The sequence below is a fragment of the Pseudomonas endophytica genome (genome assembly GCF_001411475.1).
In the GTDB taxonomy this organism is placed as follows: Bacteria; Pseudomonadota; Gammaproteobacteria; order Pseudomonadales; family Pseudomonadaceae; genus Aquipseudomonas; species Aquipseudomonas endophytica.
Map to the genome: position 1 here is coordinate 24,915 of NZ_LLWH01000013.1, position 13,338 is coordinate 38,252.

Genomic DNA, 13,338 nt, shown 5'->3' on the forward strand with positions numbered 1-13,338 from the left:
TAGCGTTAAGCGTGCAGTTTTGGTGGCTTTTGCGCTTGTGGTCATTTTTGGAACACTGATTTTTGTTCTCGAAAACCAACAACCAACCTCATTGATTTTTCTAGGGTGGAGTGCACCTGAGTTGCCGGCATCAGTGATCTTTTTAGGCGCCTTGTTGCTTGGCATGCTGATTGGGCCTGCACTAGGCTTTATTGCTTACAAGCGAAAGGCGGCCAGACTGAAGCGCAGCTTGTTGCAATCATAAATAGACTAAAAAATTATTAGTCGCGAGGTGGGGAGACTTCCTGAGTATCGACTGGATTTGCTAGCTCTAGGAAAACTCCTACAGCAAGTGAGGCCGCGTATTCTATGTGCCATTTGGTAATACATGCAGAATGCGGCTAATCCTCGATTGCCAGCTTTTTCCGCGCTCATTCAGGCTCAGATATTTAATGTGCCTGCTAATTAGCAATGAATATTTCTGCAGCCGAGCCCGCAATTTCTCATTGAAGGCAGGCTTTGTTGATGAGCCGTACTCCCCCTATCGCCGAGGCGACTTCACGACGCGAAGTAGACATTCTTGATATTTTCCAGATCATTTGGCAGGGCAAGCATGTTGTCCTAATGCTAGGCGCATTGTTTGGCTTCTCTGCTTTTATGTATGCCAGTCTGGTTTCCTCTGAATATCGAGTGATAAGCGTGCTTCGTCCCGCTGCGCTTAACGAGCTAGACGCGCTCAATCGTTCTGGTGTTTACACACTCTCTCCTATTGAAGCTCTAAAAAAGGTGGGCTCAGCACTTGAGTCTTATGGGGTGCGTTTGGAATTTTTCAAAGCTAATCAGGTACTGTTCAGTCACTTGCAGCGACCGGGTGTTACGCTTGAACAAAGTTTTGAATCGTTCAATAAATCTTCGTTGAAGGTCATCGCGCCTGTAAGCGATAAAGCCGATTCGTTGAGTGCACTTGTCCGGTTGGAGTTGAGGTATCCCGAAGATCTAGACGGGGTACTAATCCTTAATAGCTTCGTTGATTACGCAATTAAGGTTGAACGCGAGCAAATTGAGGCTGACCTCAAAGTCATCATTGATAATAGGCTCGCGGAGCTCAAAGGTAAGATCGACGCTGCTCGCTCCGAATATGACATGGGTATGCAGGCTCGTATTGCGACATTGATAGAAACCGATGATGTAAAGCGTTCTATATTAAAGGATGAGCTCGTCGCCCTGCGTAAGCAGCTTAAAGTAGGGCGTATGGACCGTATTGCTCAATTGTCTGAGGCCATTGGTATTGCTCAATCGCTTGGTATACAAAAACCAACAACGCCTGCGGGCTTAGCAGAAAGCCATCGAGCCGGTGATAGCAGTGTCATATATACCGAGATCAACAATCAGCATATTCCGCTCTATTTTATGGGGGTCGAGACTCTAGAAGCTGAAAGGTCAGCCTTATTAAAGCGTAAAACGGATGACTTTACGGATGGGCGTATCGCCCAGATAGCCCGTGAAATGTTTATGCTTGAAAGCAATCGTGAAGTGGAAGTGCTTAACCAGCGTCAAAATGAAGAGGTCTTCTTGAGCGGAGTTCAACCATTTCGAGCTGATATAGTACGCTTGGGTAATTTGAGTAATCTTGAGATCAGTAATATTCAGTTAGTAACAATTGATCGCAAGGCGCTAGAGCCTTTATCCCCGATAAAGCCTAGGAGAATGTTGCTGTTGATACTGGGAGGATTACTTGGCGTTGGCCTGGGTGCTTTGGTTGTTTTATTGCGTAGCGCAGCTGTGGCACGCAGGGTCAACTTTCAAAGCGTAGAGAGTTCCGCAGCTTAACTGACGACGGCGAGCCTATGACATATCCCACTGTGATGCATCACGGTGCTATTAATGGCGTTACGGGGTCGTGCCATCAGCTGCAGATGACAGGCTCCAGCAGCATCTTGATCGACTGTGGGCTATTCCAGGGTGAGGAGGCACATTCTCAGTCCCCGGGCATCAGTTTCTCGCTAGTGGGTATAAAGGCCCTAGTCATCACACATGTTCATGCCGACCATGTTGGTCGGCTACCTTATTTGCTGGCTGCAGGGTTTAAAGGCCCTATCTTGTGCAGTCAACCGTCAGCAAAATTGCTACCCCTTATCTTGGAAGATGCATTCAAGCTAGAGGTGAGCCGAGAGCCGAAGACAATCGAGCGATATCTACAGCGTGTTAGCCAGCAGATAATTGCGCTGCCTTTTGACCATTGGTTCAGCATCGAACAAACAGAAACCCTTCATTTACGAATTCGTTTACAAAGGGCTGGCCACATACTGGGATCGGCGTATGTGGAGTGTGATCTGAAATATCTAAAAACTGGACTGGCGCGACGGATCGTTTTCTCTGGGGATTTGGGGGCACCGCATACACCTTTTCTACCTGCGCCAAAATCGCCAGAGAGTGCTGATGTACTGATCCTTGAAAGTACTTACGGTGATCGTTTCCACGAAAATCGTCTAACTCGACAAGAACGCCTAGAAAGAGCCATCGACAAGGCTTTATCTGATCACGGAACCTTATTGATTCCAGCGTTCAGTTTGGGTCGCACTCAAGAGTTGCTCTACGAAATCGAAGACATTCTCCATCGGAAGACTTTATCGGAAAGTGTTCGTCCTGCACCTGCTGATAATCAATGTCTACCTATTACTTGGCCCAAAGTACCGGTAATTCTTGACTCCCCATTAGCAAGCCGATTAACCAAGGTCTATCGTGAGTTAGAGGATTACTGGAACGCAGAGGCGAAAATTCGTCTAGGTAATGGCCGCAAGCCCTTGCATTTCGGGCAGCTAATCACTGTTGACAGTCATGCACAGCACATGCAGACCGTTAATTATTTAGCCAGTACTGGCCGACCGGCGATCGTCATCGCTGGGGGAGGCATGTGCTCAAGCGGACGAATTGTTAATTACCTGAAAGCCATGCTGACTGACAAACGGCATAATGTGCTTTTCACTGGCTACCAAGCCAAGGGAACCCTTGGAGCGTTGATACAAAAGTACGGTCCATCAGGTGGTTTTGTTGAATTGAAAGGTGAGCGCTGTATGATCCGTGCAGGCGTTAGCACGTTGGGCGGATATTCTGCCCATGCTGATCAGAAAGACCTGCTTAATTTTGTTTCAGGTATGTCTCAATGGCCTGAAGAAATACGTCTGGTACATGGCGAAGAACAGGCAAGAAGAGCATTGGCAACGGAACTGTTGAGCCTGTACCGAGCTCAAAATAAACGTGTCGATGTACTTGTCCCGTCAGACGTGAAGCCGCTTCTGGGAAGCAAGCTGCGATCATCATAGAACCCAGTTGCTTACCATTCGCATATGAGCGGCAGAATGGTAAACCACGGATGAATCCATTAATGAAGTTCCCATGCACATAACAGACACCACAGTCCCCTGCGAACCCAGCCTGCCGAAATCAGACGACTGGTACCTCGTGCAATGCAAGCCTAGACAAGACGAGCGCGCAGAAGAAAATCTCCAGCGCCAAGGCTACGAATGCTCACGCCCGGTTTGTCGACGCGAAAAGCTACTACGTGGCCAAATGAGCTGCGTGAAAGAGTCATTATTTCCAGGTTATTTGTTTATTCATATGCCTGAAGGCGCCAATTGGGCTCCCTTGCGCTCAACCCGTGGAGTTGCACGGATAGTAGCTTTCGGCGGCCGGCCCTTAGCCGTCTGCGAAGAGTTGATTCTCCAGCTACAGTCTCGTGCAGATACGCACATCATCTCCAAATTTAATGCTGGCGACAAAGTCAGCATTGTCGATCACGGCTTTGCAGGCATTGAGTCTATATTCATGTCTATGGACGGCGAAGAAAGGGTCATTCTGCTCATCAATTTAATGAACCGGCAGCAAAAAATTAGTTTGCCTATAACGAGTATTGCCACGCTGTAGGCTTTCGGAGGCAGTTAATTAGCCCATATAAATGAAAATCGTTCTCAGGAAATCGACGATAAATCCTGGGGCGGTAGCGTGTTTGAATTTCTTACTCCCTCTTTATTCCCATGAAGCCAGAGGGAGCGCACAGCAATCGCTAAGGAAGTACTCGCGACATGACCACCTTCCAACGTAAAGGCATCATCCTCGCTGGCGGTGCTGGTACACGTTTACATCCCCTGACACTAGGGGTGTCAAAGCAGATGTTGCCGATTTATGACAAGCCCATGATTTTTTATCCGCTGTCCGTGCTCATGTTGGCAGGCATCCGCGAAATACTAGTCATCTCAACACCTGAAGATCTGCCTAGCTTTAGAAAACTATTAGGTGATGGTAGTCAGTATGGCATTGAGCTGAGTTATGCGGAGCAACCGACTCCAGGCGGCTTGGCACAAGCTTTTATTATTGGTGAGACATTCATTGGCAATAATCCCGTCTGCATGATTCTTGGCGATAATATTTTTTATGGGCATTACTTCTCAGAGAACTTGAGAGTTGCAATGTCGAAAACCTCGGGTGCGACAATTTTTGGCTATCACGTTTCAGATCCTGAACGCTTTGGGGTAGTTGAATTTGACGAAGCGGGACGAGCTATCAGTATTGAAGAAAAGCCAGAAAAGCCGAAATCAAATTATGTGGTTGCCGGTCTGTACTTTTATGACAATCAGGTAGTCGATATCGCTAAAAGTATCCAGCCCTCATTGCGAGGCGAACTTGAGATAACGGATATTAATTGCTTTTACCTAAAGCACAATAAGTTATCGGTAGAAATCTTAGGTCGCGGCTTTGCATGGTTGGATACGGGTACGCATGAGTCATTGCTTGAAGCCAGCTGTTTTGTTCGTACAATAGAGCAGCGACAGGGTTTGAAGGTTGCTTGCCTAGAAGAGATAGCATTTAATTTTGGTTGGATAACGCCTGAACAATTAATGCGCCAAGCAGAAAAATATCATAGAACAGGTTACGGCCGTTATCTTTTGGAACTGTTATCTGAAAGGCATACGCCATGAAGTTTTCAAGTACGCCAATTTCTGGGTTGGTCGTCATTGAGCCCGAAGTGTTCCACGATGAACGTGGTTGGTTCATGGAGAGTTTTAATCTTCAGCGCTTTCGAAATGGATTACAGTCATTGAGTGTTGTGCCACCTGACTATTTTGTTCAGGATAATATTTCTAGCTCTAAAAAGGGTGTGCTCAGAGGGTTGCATTATCAATTAAAACCTTTTGAACAAGGGAAGCTAGTCAGTGTACTACAGGGCGCAGTCTATGATGTAGCCGTGGATTTGCGCACAGAGTCGTCCACTTATGGTGAGTGGTTTGCACTCGAATTAAATGACAGTAATAAGAAAATGCTGTGGATCCCTGGTGGGTTTGCTCATGGGTTTTTAGCATTGGAAGATGATACTCGAGTAAGTTATAAGGTGACACACTTTTATGATAAGGACTCAGAGCGTAGTGTGTTGTGGAGCGACAAAAAATTAAATATTGAATGGCCTGAAATGAGTAATTACTTTTTAAGTGAAAAAGACAGGGCGGCATCTGTATTGGATCAACTCCCTGAATAAAGATGTTGTGGGGGGCTAGACACGCTACGTATAAAGTGTTCACTGGAAAGTTAGATCGGAGTAGCGAAGTTGAAGAGTCACAAGGTTTCAGTGTGCGTTATTTTGTGTGCATGCCTATTGATAGTGCTTGGTGATGTGAGATTCATTATTGGTTCTACAGGTTATTGGATTGTCTGGGGGGCTGTGATATTTACGGGTTTGTTTTTTTCTTCATGTGTAATCAGTCGAAATATTAGTGTAGATTTATTTGTATATTTAACTGGTTTTTTGTTGGTTTTTTTATCGTTTATGTTAAGCGGTTTTGCTAATCAGGATGTGTACACAATTTATCAGGGGTTTAAAATATTCTTTATCGCCTTAGCCTTTTTTTGTATTTATTTGAATGTTCGTGACTTGAGTGAGGCAAGTGTTTATAAGATAAGTGTATTATGCATTGCGGTTGGGCTGGTTTTGTTTTTAATGTCAAAATACGCGCTGCGTGACTTGTATGTAGAGTTAGGTGATGGGCGGCAAGGTAGCCAATTTGCTTATCCAGGAGTACTTTGGAAAACCCCCGTATTTTTTATAGGGTTTGTGGTAGCGGGCATGGTATTTGGTGCTAGAAACAAAGTGGTCTCTCTGTTCGCTTTAGTCGGTGGTCTGTTTTTGTTGAAAGCAGATTCAAGTAGGACGGGTTTTATAATTTTAGCAATGGTAGTTTTACTGTTTGCTGTTCTATGTGCTTACCTAAGACCTAAAACAGCAATTATTTGTTCATTATTATTCTCATTGATCGGTATGGGGGCATTAATACTTTACAGTGGCGGATTTGTATTTTTCAGTCATTCAGAAGAGCCACTTGTATTAAACCGACTCGCTGCCGGAGATCCAATACGCAGTCAAATGCTCGCAGATGGTCTTTTGCATGTAAAACAGTGTTTTCCTCTAGGGTGTGGTTTTGGTACCGCGACCAGTGTGGTGGATGGTGCGGATATGGTGGTACACAATGCTTACCTCTCTTCGCTGGGTGATATTGGTATGTTAGGCTTTGTCGGGATAACAGTGCTTATCATATCGCCTATTTGTTTTTTTATTGCGAGACTCACTTCAGCTAGTTCTAGGGGCATCAGATCGACCTTGAATATTGCCTATTCGATTGCTGCATTTGGGGGCGTGCTAGGATTTGCACTTCTTTTAATGTTGCATCCTTTCAGTACTGAACTCTCTGAATGGGGGATTTGGATTCTGATGGTGTCTTTATTGTCTACCTTTTCTCAGCGAATAACTGCAGTAACAGATGATGAAAAGGTCGCTATATAAGATGATTTTGCAATTTAAAAATGTGAGCTTATTGTTCGTGGCTCAGTTAGTTAGCTATTTGATTCCAATCTTGGAAGTGCCAATTTTGGCCAGAGCCTTAGGTGTGGATGAATATGGTCATATATTACTTATTCAAACGACAGCGCTATTATGTTCGCTTGTGGTTGAGTATGGTTACTCTTTGAGTGGCTCACGGCAAGTAGCGCTAAGTGCGGGTGAAAGGCCATTGCTGTCGAAGATTTATAATGAGGTTATGTCAGCAAAAATAGTGTTGACATTAGCTGTGGTAATTGTATCGCTGTTCGTTTTTTATATCTTTAAGATTGATGTTAATCCTCTAACGGCTATATGGGGGTATCTTTATTTCTTTGCCTTTGGTTTTAGTACTATTTGGCTATTTCAGGGGCTGGAAAGAATAACCTTCCCAGTTGTATTTGAAGTGTGCCTGAGGTTTGTTGGGTTGCTGGTGTTGTATTTATTTATCAGTCAGCCTGAAGATGCTTCGAAAGCACTGATGATTATGTCATCGTTTGCGTTACTCAACACGGTGGTGGGTTTTTACCTTGTTTATAGAGTTCTTGGTAGATTTTCATTTAGTTTAAAAGGTGGGGTGACTCAAATAAAAAATGGTTTTCATAGTTTCTTATACAAGAGTTCTAATAACATTATGATGAGTGCTGGGCCGGCTTTAGTCGGTGTTATGTGCGGTCAGGCCGCTGTAGCAAAATTTGCACCGGCTGAAAAAATAATAAAGGCTTCAGTGGGTTTGGTTGGGCCAGTTCTGATCGGTATTTATCCTTATTTAAGTCGCAAGTTATTAAAAAGCACCTCTATTAATTTAAAACTATCAAGCTTTATCGTGGGGGGGTTGTTCCTTGCAGGCGTTCTAGGCGCAGGAGTTATTTTTGCGTTGGGCGAATTTCTAATAAGTATCATGCTAGGGCCAGGCTTCGAGGAAGCTATCGTGATCCTGCGTATTTTTGTCTTCATCATTCCTTTCAGGATGATGAATCAAGCGATTGGGTTGACGATATTTATGCCTTTAGGGAAAGATCGTATACTCAGTTTTCTATTAATAATTTTTTCAACGCTGTCACTGATTTTAGCTGCGGTGCTTTCGTACGCGTTTCAATTAAAAGGCATTGTATATGGGTTCGTGCTGTCTGAAATTGTTTTTTCAGTAGCGTTAATCTTATGTTCGATGAAAATCAAGCAGGTAGAGAACAGCGTATGCTGACAATTATCACCGCTACTTACAATAGAGCCTACACACTTCCAAGGTTGTTCGAGAGCCTATTAAAGCAAAATGAAATTAATTTCGAGTGGGTTGTAGTAGATGATGGTAGTAATGATGAAACAGATAGATTGTTGAAGGACTTTCAAAGCAGATCGCCCTTTCCTATGAAAGTCGTGAAGCAAATAAATTCTGGTAAACATGTCGCCATCAACACGGGTGTTAGAGCAAGTAGTCGCGAGTGGATCTACTTAGTGGATAGCGATGATGCTCTTCCTGTTGATGCAACAGAAGTTTTTGCAGCAACTTTATTTGAATATGACGATAAGCAAACAGTTGGATATTGTTTCAGGAAGGAGAAATTCTCCGGCGTTATCGTAGGACGACCTTGCCAAGGGGCATTCACAGATCATGACGTAATGACGCCTACTGAAGCGGGAGGTTTATATAGAGGCGATTTGGCATATATTTTTAAGCGAGAGGCTTTGATAAAATATCCCTTTCCTGTGTTTGAAGGTGAAAAGTTTGTTCCGGAGCTATTAATTTGGAATCGGGTATCAGATGAAGGTGTAATCAAGGTTTTTGGTAATAAAACTCTTTACATTTGCGAATATCTAGAGGATGGATATTCTGCAAATTTTTCAAGTTGTTTGCGCCGTAATCCACTCGGTTTTGGTTTGTACTACAAGTACCAGATTGCTCGTGAAAAAAAAATACATAGAAAAGTCAAATGCTTGATCAGATATTTACAGTGCCTAGTATTTAGAATGACTAAAGAGCGTGTTTCTTGACATGAAAATACTTTACATAATTACAGGCCTCGGCGTTGGTGGGGCTGAGCGACAAGTGTTGGACCTAGCGGATCGATTTAGTGATCAGGGGCATTCCGTCGAAATCTGCTACTTAACGGGGCCTGTTTTATTACAGCCGAAAAATAAAAGTGTTAAATTGATTGGGTTGGAGCTGGGTAAGTCGGTGGTTGGTTTTGTCAAGGGAGTACTGAATCTTAGAGCTATTATTAAAGCTTTTGATCCTGATGTTGTTCATGCACACATGTTACATGCCAATTTGTTCTCCCGCGTTGTAAGACTTATTTGCCCTATAAAAAGATTAGTTAATACGGCACACAGCACTAATGAAGGTGGGCGCGTTAGAATGTTGGCATACCGCTTGACCCATCCATTGGTCGATGTGTCTACGAATGTAACGCTTGAAGCAGTCAAGGTTTTTGAACAAAAAAAAGCTTGTCCCATTGGATCTATGCAAGCCGTATCAAATGGAATCGATACAGAGCTATTTAAGCCTGACTCTTTCGCTCGCAACCTTATCAGAACTTCTGAATGTATCAGTGACCATGAAGAGCTTATTGTCGCTGTGGGGCGTTTAGTTGATGCGAAAGACTATAGGAATTTATTGAATGCCTTTAATAATCTTTCGAAGAAACGGCCAAATATTAAGTTGTGGATAGTGGGTGATGGGCCTGAAAGAAAACAGTTGGACGATTTAGTAAGTCACTTAGGCATTGATCATCTTGTAAAATTTTTAGGCGTAAGGTCTGACGTCTCGCGTGTTTATAATGCCGCGGACCTATATGTTCTTTCTTCAGCCTGGGAAGGATTTGGGTTAGTAGTCGCCGAAGCCATGGCCTCAGAATGTGTTGTTGTAGTGACGGATTGTGGTGGAGTGAAAGAGGTCGTTGGTGATTTTGGATTTGTTGCGCCAGCAAAAAACTCTTCAGCTTTATTTAATGCGATGAATGATGCATTGAGTCTTTCGACAGAAAGTGCAGAGAAAATGACCAAAGCTGCACGAGATCGAATAGTCAATATTTACTCAATCGACAAAATAGTTGAGAAGTGGTCTGATATTTATCAAGGTTAGAATAGTCGTGTTTGTTGCTTCGCGTTTAATGCTGGTCAAATACTGGCTATTTAATGAGTTATTACGTCCGCCTTGTTTTTTTAGCAATATTTTTAGTGCGGGCTACGTAGTATTAAAAAAGTATTAATTTTAAGTTTATTAATTGTAATTGTTAGTCGAGTAATTTGAATGGTTAAAAGTATTGCACTAATTGGTACGCTTGCCTCTTGTGTGCTCGGTTTTCGTAAAGATTTAATCAAAGGACTGGTTTCGAAAGGTGTGAAAGTCTATGCTTTCGCTCTTGATTATGACGAAGTGAGTAAAAGTGAAGTAAGATTGCTTGGTGCCGAACCCGTCGACTACACTTTTAGCCGCTCCGGTCTGAATCCTATAGCTGATATTGTTGATACGCTTAAACTTGCGAAGTTAATTAAATCTATTGGGCCTGAATTGGTCTTCTGCTATTTTGCTAAGCCCGTAATTTTTGGAACTATAGCTGCTAAGATCGCTGGGGTTAGCAGGCGAATTGGTATGCTTGAAGGGCTAGGATATGTTTTTACAGATCAGCCTAGTGGTACTCGATTTAAAACTAAGTTTCTAAAAGCTGTGCAAGTTATGCTGTATAGAATTGCATTGCCGAGTTTAGAAAGATTGGTATTGCTTAATGAGGATGATCAAAAAGATCTTGTTGAAAAATACAAAATATCTGTTAAGAAAGTAAGTATTCTAGGTGGGATCGGATTAGATATTTCTCAATACCATTACTCACGGCCCCCCGTCTCCCCTATAACATTTATCTTTATAGGGCGTTTGTTGGCCGAAAAAGGTATTCATGAATTTATTGCGGCTGCAAAAAAAGTTAAAGCTGAATGCTTAGATGTAACCTTTGTTGTTCTGGGTGGTATTGATCATGATAATCCTGGTGCATTGACTGAGGGTGCTCTTGATGAAGTTATTAATAGTGGCTTGATCACTTATCCTGGGCATGTTGAGGATGTTGCAGTCTGGCTTAGAAGTTCGAGTGTTTTTGTACTTCCATCCTATAGGGAAGGGATGCCGAGAAGTACTCAGGAAGCTATGGCGATTGGGCGCGCAGTCATCACTTCTGATGTGCCTGGATGCCGGGATACTGTTGAAGATGGTGTTAATGGGTTTTTAGTAAAGCCCTGGTCTCCTGATGATATTTATTCGAAAATGATGTTTTTTGTAAAAAACAAAGATCAGGTAGTAAATATGGGATTGGCCAGTTATCGAATCGCTGTTAGTTCATATGACGTAAGCTTAGTTAACGAAAAAATTTATTCATATCTTAAGTGATTTTCTGGATTTATGTTTGGATTTGAATTTGTGATGCAGGATGAGCGCTTGCCGATGAAAAAAATTTTTATTACTGGCTCTAATGGGTTTGTAGGTAGTGCAGTGGTCGCACGGTTAGCATCTTCAAAGAACTATAATTTAGAAGTTCCGATGCGCCGGGAGGGCGAGTATGTTGTTGACGGTGTTGTACCTGTATATGTGGGGGCAGACTATCTCACCAGCGGCGACGTACCTTTAATCGGCGTAGATATCTTGGTGCATTGTGCAGCTCGAGTTCATATCATGGCTGATACCTCGACGGATCCGTTGAATGAGTTTAGAAAAATAAATGTCGAAGGTACATTAAAGCTTGCTCAACAAGCGGTGAAGTCGGGTGTAAAACGCTTTATTTTTATCAGCTCAGTTAAGGTTAATGGCGAATCAACAGCGCCAGGAATCCCTTTTTCAGCTCACGATGATCCCGCGCCTGCTGACGCTTACGGGGTTTCTAAGAAGGAAGCCGAGCAGCAGTTAATCTCATTTGGTCAGCGTACTGGACTCGAAATTGTAATTATCAGGCCTGTGCTTGTTTATGGACCTGGCGTAAAAGCAAACTTTCATAGTCTAATGAAGTTGCTCAATAAAGGATACCCATTACCATTAGGTGCGATTAATAATAAGCGCAGTCTAGTGGCTTTGGATAATCTCGTCGATTTGATAGTTACTTGTGTTGAGCATCCCGGGGCTGCGAATCAGACGTTCATGGTTAGTGATGATGATGACATGTCGACAACTGAGTTACTGGTTCGTATGAGCAAGGCCTTAGGTCGTAAATCATATTTGATACCAATACCTTCTTTGTTGCTGATTAAGGGGGCTGCATTGCTGGGGCGTGGCGCAATCGCCACACGTTTATGCGGATCTTTGCAAGTTGATATTAGCAAAACAAAGCATATGTTAGGATGGCATCCTCCCTTATCTGTTGAAGAGGCATTATTAAAGTGTGCTCAGCATTTTCAGGGGCACGCTCAGTAGATATGAATAAGTAGCCAGTATGAGTTTAATGGGATTTTTGATGAATTATTTAATATTGCTTGCTCCTGCTGCCGCGATCTTGGCACTTCTACTGACTGGGTTATTGCGCAGGTATGCCATAGCGCGAAGTATAATTGACGTGCCCACTGAGCGAAGCTCTCACTCTGTGCCAACGCCGCGAGGTGGGGGGGTGGGAATTGTTTTATCTTTTTTGGTAATGTTACCGTTATTGTCAATGTGGGACATTATTTCAAACAATATCTTATGGGGTTTCTTTGGCGCTGGTTCATTAGTAGCGTTAATAGGTTTTCTTGATGATCATGGCCATATCGCTGCTCGGTGGAGGCTACTTGGACACTTCAGTGCAGCAGCATGGATTCTTTATTGGTTCGGTGGATTTCCAAGTATAAATATTTTTGGTATGACTATTTATTTATCATGGCTTGGACATTTGCTCGCGGCTTTTTTTCTTGTGTGGATGCTTAATCTTTATAATTTTATGGACGGTATTGATGGTCTTGCTAGTGTTGAGGCAGTCAGTTCCTGTTTAAGTGCCAGTTTTATATATTGGCTGGTTGGCTATTCGGATCTAGCAGGGATGCCAGTAATATTGAGTATGTCTGTCTTAGGTTTCCTTTTTTGGAATTTTCCCCCAGCTCGGATCTTTATGGGGGATGCGGGGAGCGGTTTTTTAGGCATCATTTTAGCTGGTTTCTCAATACAAGCAGCTTGGCACGACACTAATCTGCTATGGATATGGCTGATCTTACTAGGCGTATTCATAGTCGACGCGACCCTCACTCTGTTTAGGCGTTTTATCAGCGGTTGCAAAGTTTATGAAGCTCACCGTAGTCATGCATATCAATTCGCTTCTCGAAAAGTTGGTAGCCACTTACCTGTGACATTTTCCATTTTAGCTATCAATATCTTTTGGTTATTACCTATCGCGCTATGTGTGGCCTTGCTTGGCTTGAATGGATTGATTGGACTGCTAGTTGCTTACGTGCCGCTTGTTTTTTTAGCCTTTAAATATCATGCAGGAGAATCCGAGCTGTCAGCCAGTTCGCGATAGGGTGACAATTAAACTTATGATTAAACTTTTAGG

General features: G+C 43.1%; 13 protein-coding genes. All 13 read left to right on the top strand.

Translation table 11 applies throughout. The features are described 5' to 3' along the window. Positions 1 to 22: 22 nt before the first annotated feature. Positions 23 to 244, top strand: coding sequence for a lipopolysaccharide assembly protein LapA domain-containing protein (locus AQS70_RS02105; protein ID WP_420912329.1), 222 nt, complete (start codon positions 23 to 25; stop codon positions 242 to 244). A gap of 260 nt (positions 245 to 504) precedes the next feature. Beyond that, complete coding sequence (locus AQS70_RS02110) at positions 505 to 1,809, top strand: chain-length determining protein (protein WP_187331765.1); 1,305 nt, start codon at positions 505 to 507, stop codon at positions 1,807 to 1,809. Between the two features lie 17 nt (positions 1,810 to 1,826). Beyond that, on the top strand, positions 1,827 to 3,302 hold the full coding sequence (locus tag AQS70_RS02115; protein WP_055101285.1) for an MBL fold metallo-hydrolase RNA specificity domain-containing protein: 1,476 nt from the start codon (positions 1,827 to 1,829) through the stop codon (positions 3,300 to 3,302). A 73-nt stretch (positions 3,303 to 3,375) separates the two neighbouring features. Then, positions 3,376 to 3,903 carry a transcription/translation regulatory transformer protein RfaH gene (gene rfaH / locus AQS70_RS02120; protein WP_082428009.1) on the top strand — a complete coding sequence of 176 codons (528 nt, stop codon included), beginning with the start codon at positions 3,376 to 3,378 and terminating at the stop codon, positions 3,901 to 3,903. Positions 3,904 to 4,061: 158 nt separating this feature from the next. Further along, positions 4,062 to 4,955 carry a glucose-1-phosphate thymidylyltransferase RfbA gene (gene rfbA, locus AQS70_RS02125; protein ID WP_055101286.1) on the top strand — a complete coding sequence of 298 codons (894 nt, stop codon included), beginning with the start codon at positions 4,062 to 4,064 and terminating at the stop codon, positions 4,953 to 4,955. Then, complete coding sequence (gene rfbC, locus AQS70_RS02130; RefSeq protein ID WP_055101287.1) at positions 4,952 to 5,509, top strand: dTDP-4-dehydrorhamnose 3,5-epimerase; 558 nt, start codon at positions 4,952 to 4,954, stop codon at positions 5,507 to 5,509. The genes rfbA and rfbC overlap by 4 nt, the downstream gene beginning before the upstream one ends. A 135-nt stretch (positions 5,510 to 5,644) precedes the next feature. After that, positions 5,645 to 6,808 carry a hypothetical protein gene (locus tag AQS70_RS02135; protein ID WP_156354962.1) on the top strand — a complete coding sequence of 388 codons (1,164 nt, stop codon included), beginning with the start codon at positions 5,645 to 5,647 and terminating at the stop codon, positions 6,806 to 6,808. Between the two features lies 1 nt (position 6,809). Next, positions 6,810 to 8,045 carry an oligosaccharide flippase family protein gene (locus AQS70_RS02140; protein WP_055101289.1) on the top strand — a complete coding sequence of 412 codons (1,236 nt, stop codon included), beginning with the start codon at positions 6,810 to 6,812 and terminating at the stop codon, positions 8,043 to 8,045. Continuing rightward, positions 8,003 to 8,833: a glycosyltransferase family A protein gene (locus tag AQS70_RS02145; RefSeq protein WP_082428011.1), complete on the top strand. Its 831-nt coding sequence runs from the start codon at positions 8,003 to 8,005 to the stop codon at positions 8,831 to 8,833. The genes AQS70_RS02140 and AQS70_RS02145 overlap by 43 nt, the downstream gene beginning before the upstream one ends. A 1-nt stretch (position 8,834) precedes the next feature. Continuing rightward, positions 8,835 to 9,923, top strand: a complete 1,089-nt coding sequence (locus tag AQS70_RS02150; protein ID WP_055101291.1) for a glycosyltransferase — start codon at positions 8,835 to 8,837, stop codon at positions 9,921 to 9,923. 168 nt (positions 9,924 to 10,091) lie between these two features. Continuing rightward, complete coding sequence (locus AQS70_RS02155) at positions 10,092 to 11,219, top strand: glycosyltransferase family 4 protein (protein ID WP_055101292.1); 1,128 nt, start codon at positions 10,092 to 10,094, stop codon at positions 11,217 to 11,219. Between the two features lie 12 nt (positions 11,220 to 11,231). Beyond that, positions 11,232 to 12,233, top strand: coding sequence for a UDP-glucose 4-epimerase family protein (locus AQS70_RS02160; RefSeq protein ID WP_241492787.1), 1,002 nt, complete (start codon positions 11,232 to 11,234; stop codon positions 12,231 to 12,233). Between the two features lie 40 nt (positions 12,234 to 12,273). Beyond that, entirely contained in the window at positions 12,274 to 13,305 is a 1,032-nt protein-coding gene (locus tag AQS70_RS02165; protein ID WP_055101335.1) for an MraY family glycosyltransferase, read from the top strand. Positions 13,306 to 13,338: the final 33 nt, after the last annotated feature.

What these genes read in the sequence shown, in the direction of transcription:
- AQS70_RS02110 (WP_187331765.1), top strand. Translation starts at nt 505, where the DNA reads ATGAGCCGTACTCCCCCTATCGCCGAGGCGACTTCACGACGCGAAGTA.
- AQS70_RS02115 (WP_055101285.1), top strand. Translation starts at nt 1,827, where the DNA reads ATGACATATCCCACTGTGATGCATCACGGTGCTATTAATGGCGTTACG.
- rfaH (WP_082428009.1), top strand. Translation starts at nt 3,376, where the DNA reads ATGCACATAACAGACACCACAGTCCCCTGCGAACCCAGCCTGCCGAAA.
- rfbA (WP_055101286.1), top strand. Translation starts at nt 4,062, where the DNA reads ATGACCACCTTCCAACGTAAAGGCATCATCCTCGCTGGCGGTGCTGGT.
- rfbC (WP_055101287.1), top strand. Translation starts at nt 4,952, where the DNA reads ATGAAGTTTTCAAGTACGCCAATTTCTGGGTTGGTCGTCATTGAGCCC.
- AQS70_RS02140 (WP_055101289.1), top strand. Translation starts at nt 6,810, where the DNA reads ATGATTTTGCAATTTAAAAATGTGAGCTTATTGTTCGTGGCTCAGTTA.
- AQS70_RS02145 (WP_082428011.1), top strand. Translation starts at nt 8,003, where the DNA reads ATGTTCGATGAAAATCAAGCAGGTAGAGAACAGCGTATGCTGACAATT.
- AQS70_RS02150 (WP_055101291.1), top strand. Translation starts at nt 8,835, where the DNA reads ATGAAAATACTTTACATAATTACAGGCCTCGGCGTTGGTGGGGCTGAG.
- AQS70_RS02155 (WP_055101292.1), top strand. Translation starts at nt 10,092, where the DNA reads ATGGTTAAAAGTATTGCACTAATTGGTACGCTTGCCTCTTGTGTGCTC.
- AQS70_RS02160 (WP_241492787.1), top strand. Translation starts at nt 11,232, where the DNA reads ATGTTTGGATTTGAATTTGTGATGCAGGATGAGCGCTTGCCGATGAAA.
- AQS70_RS02165 (WP_055101335.1), top strand. Translation starts at nt 12,274, where the DNA reads ATGAATTATTTAATATTGCTTGCTCCTGCTGCCGCGATCTTGGCACTT.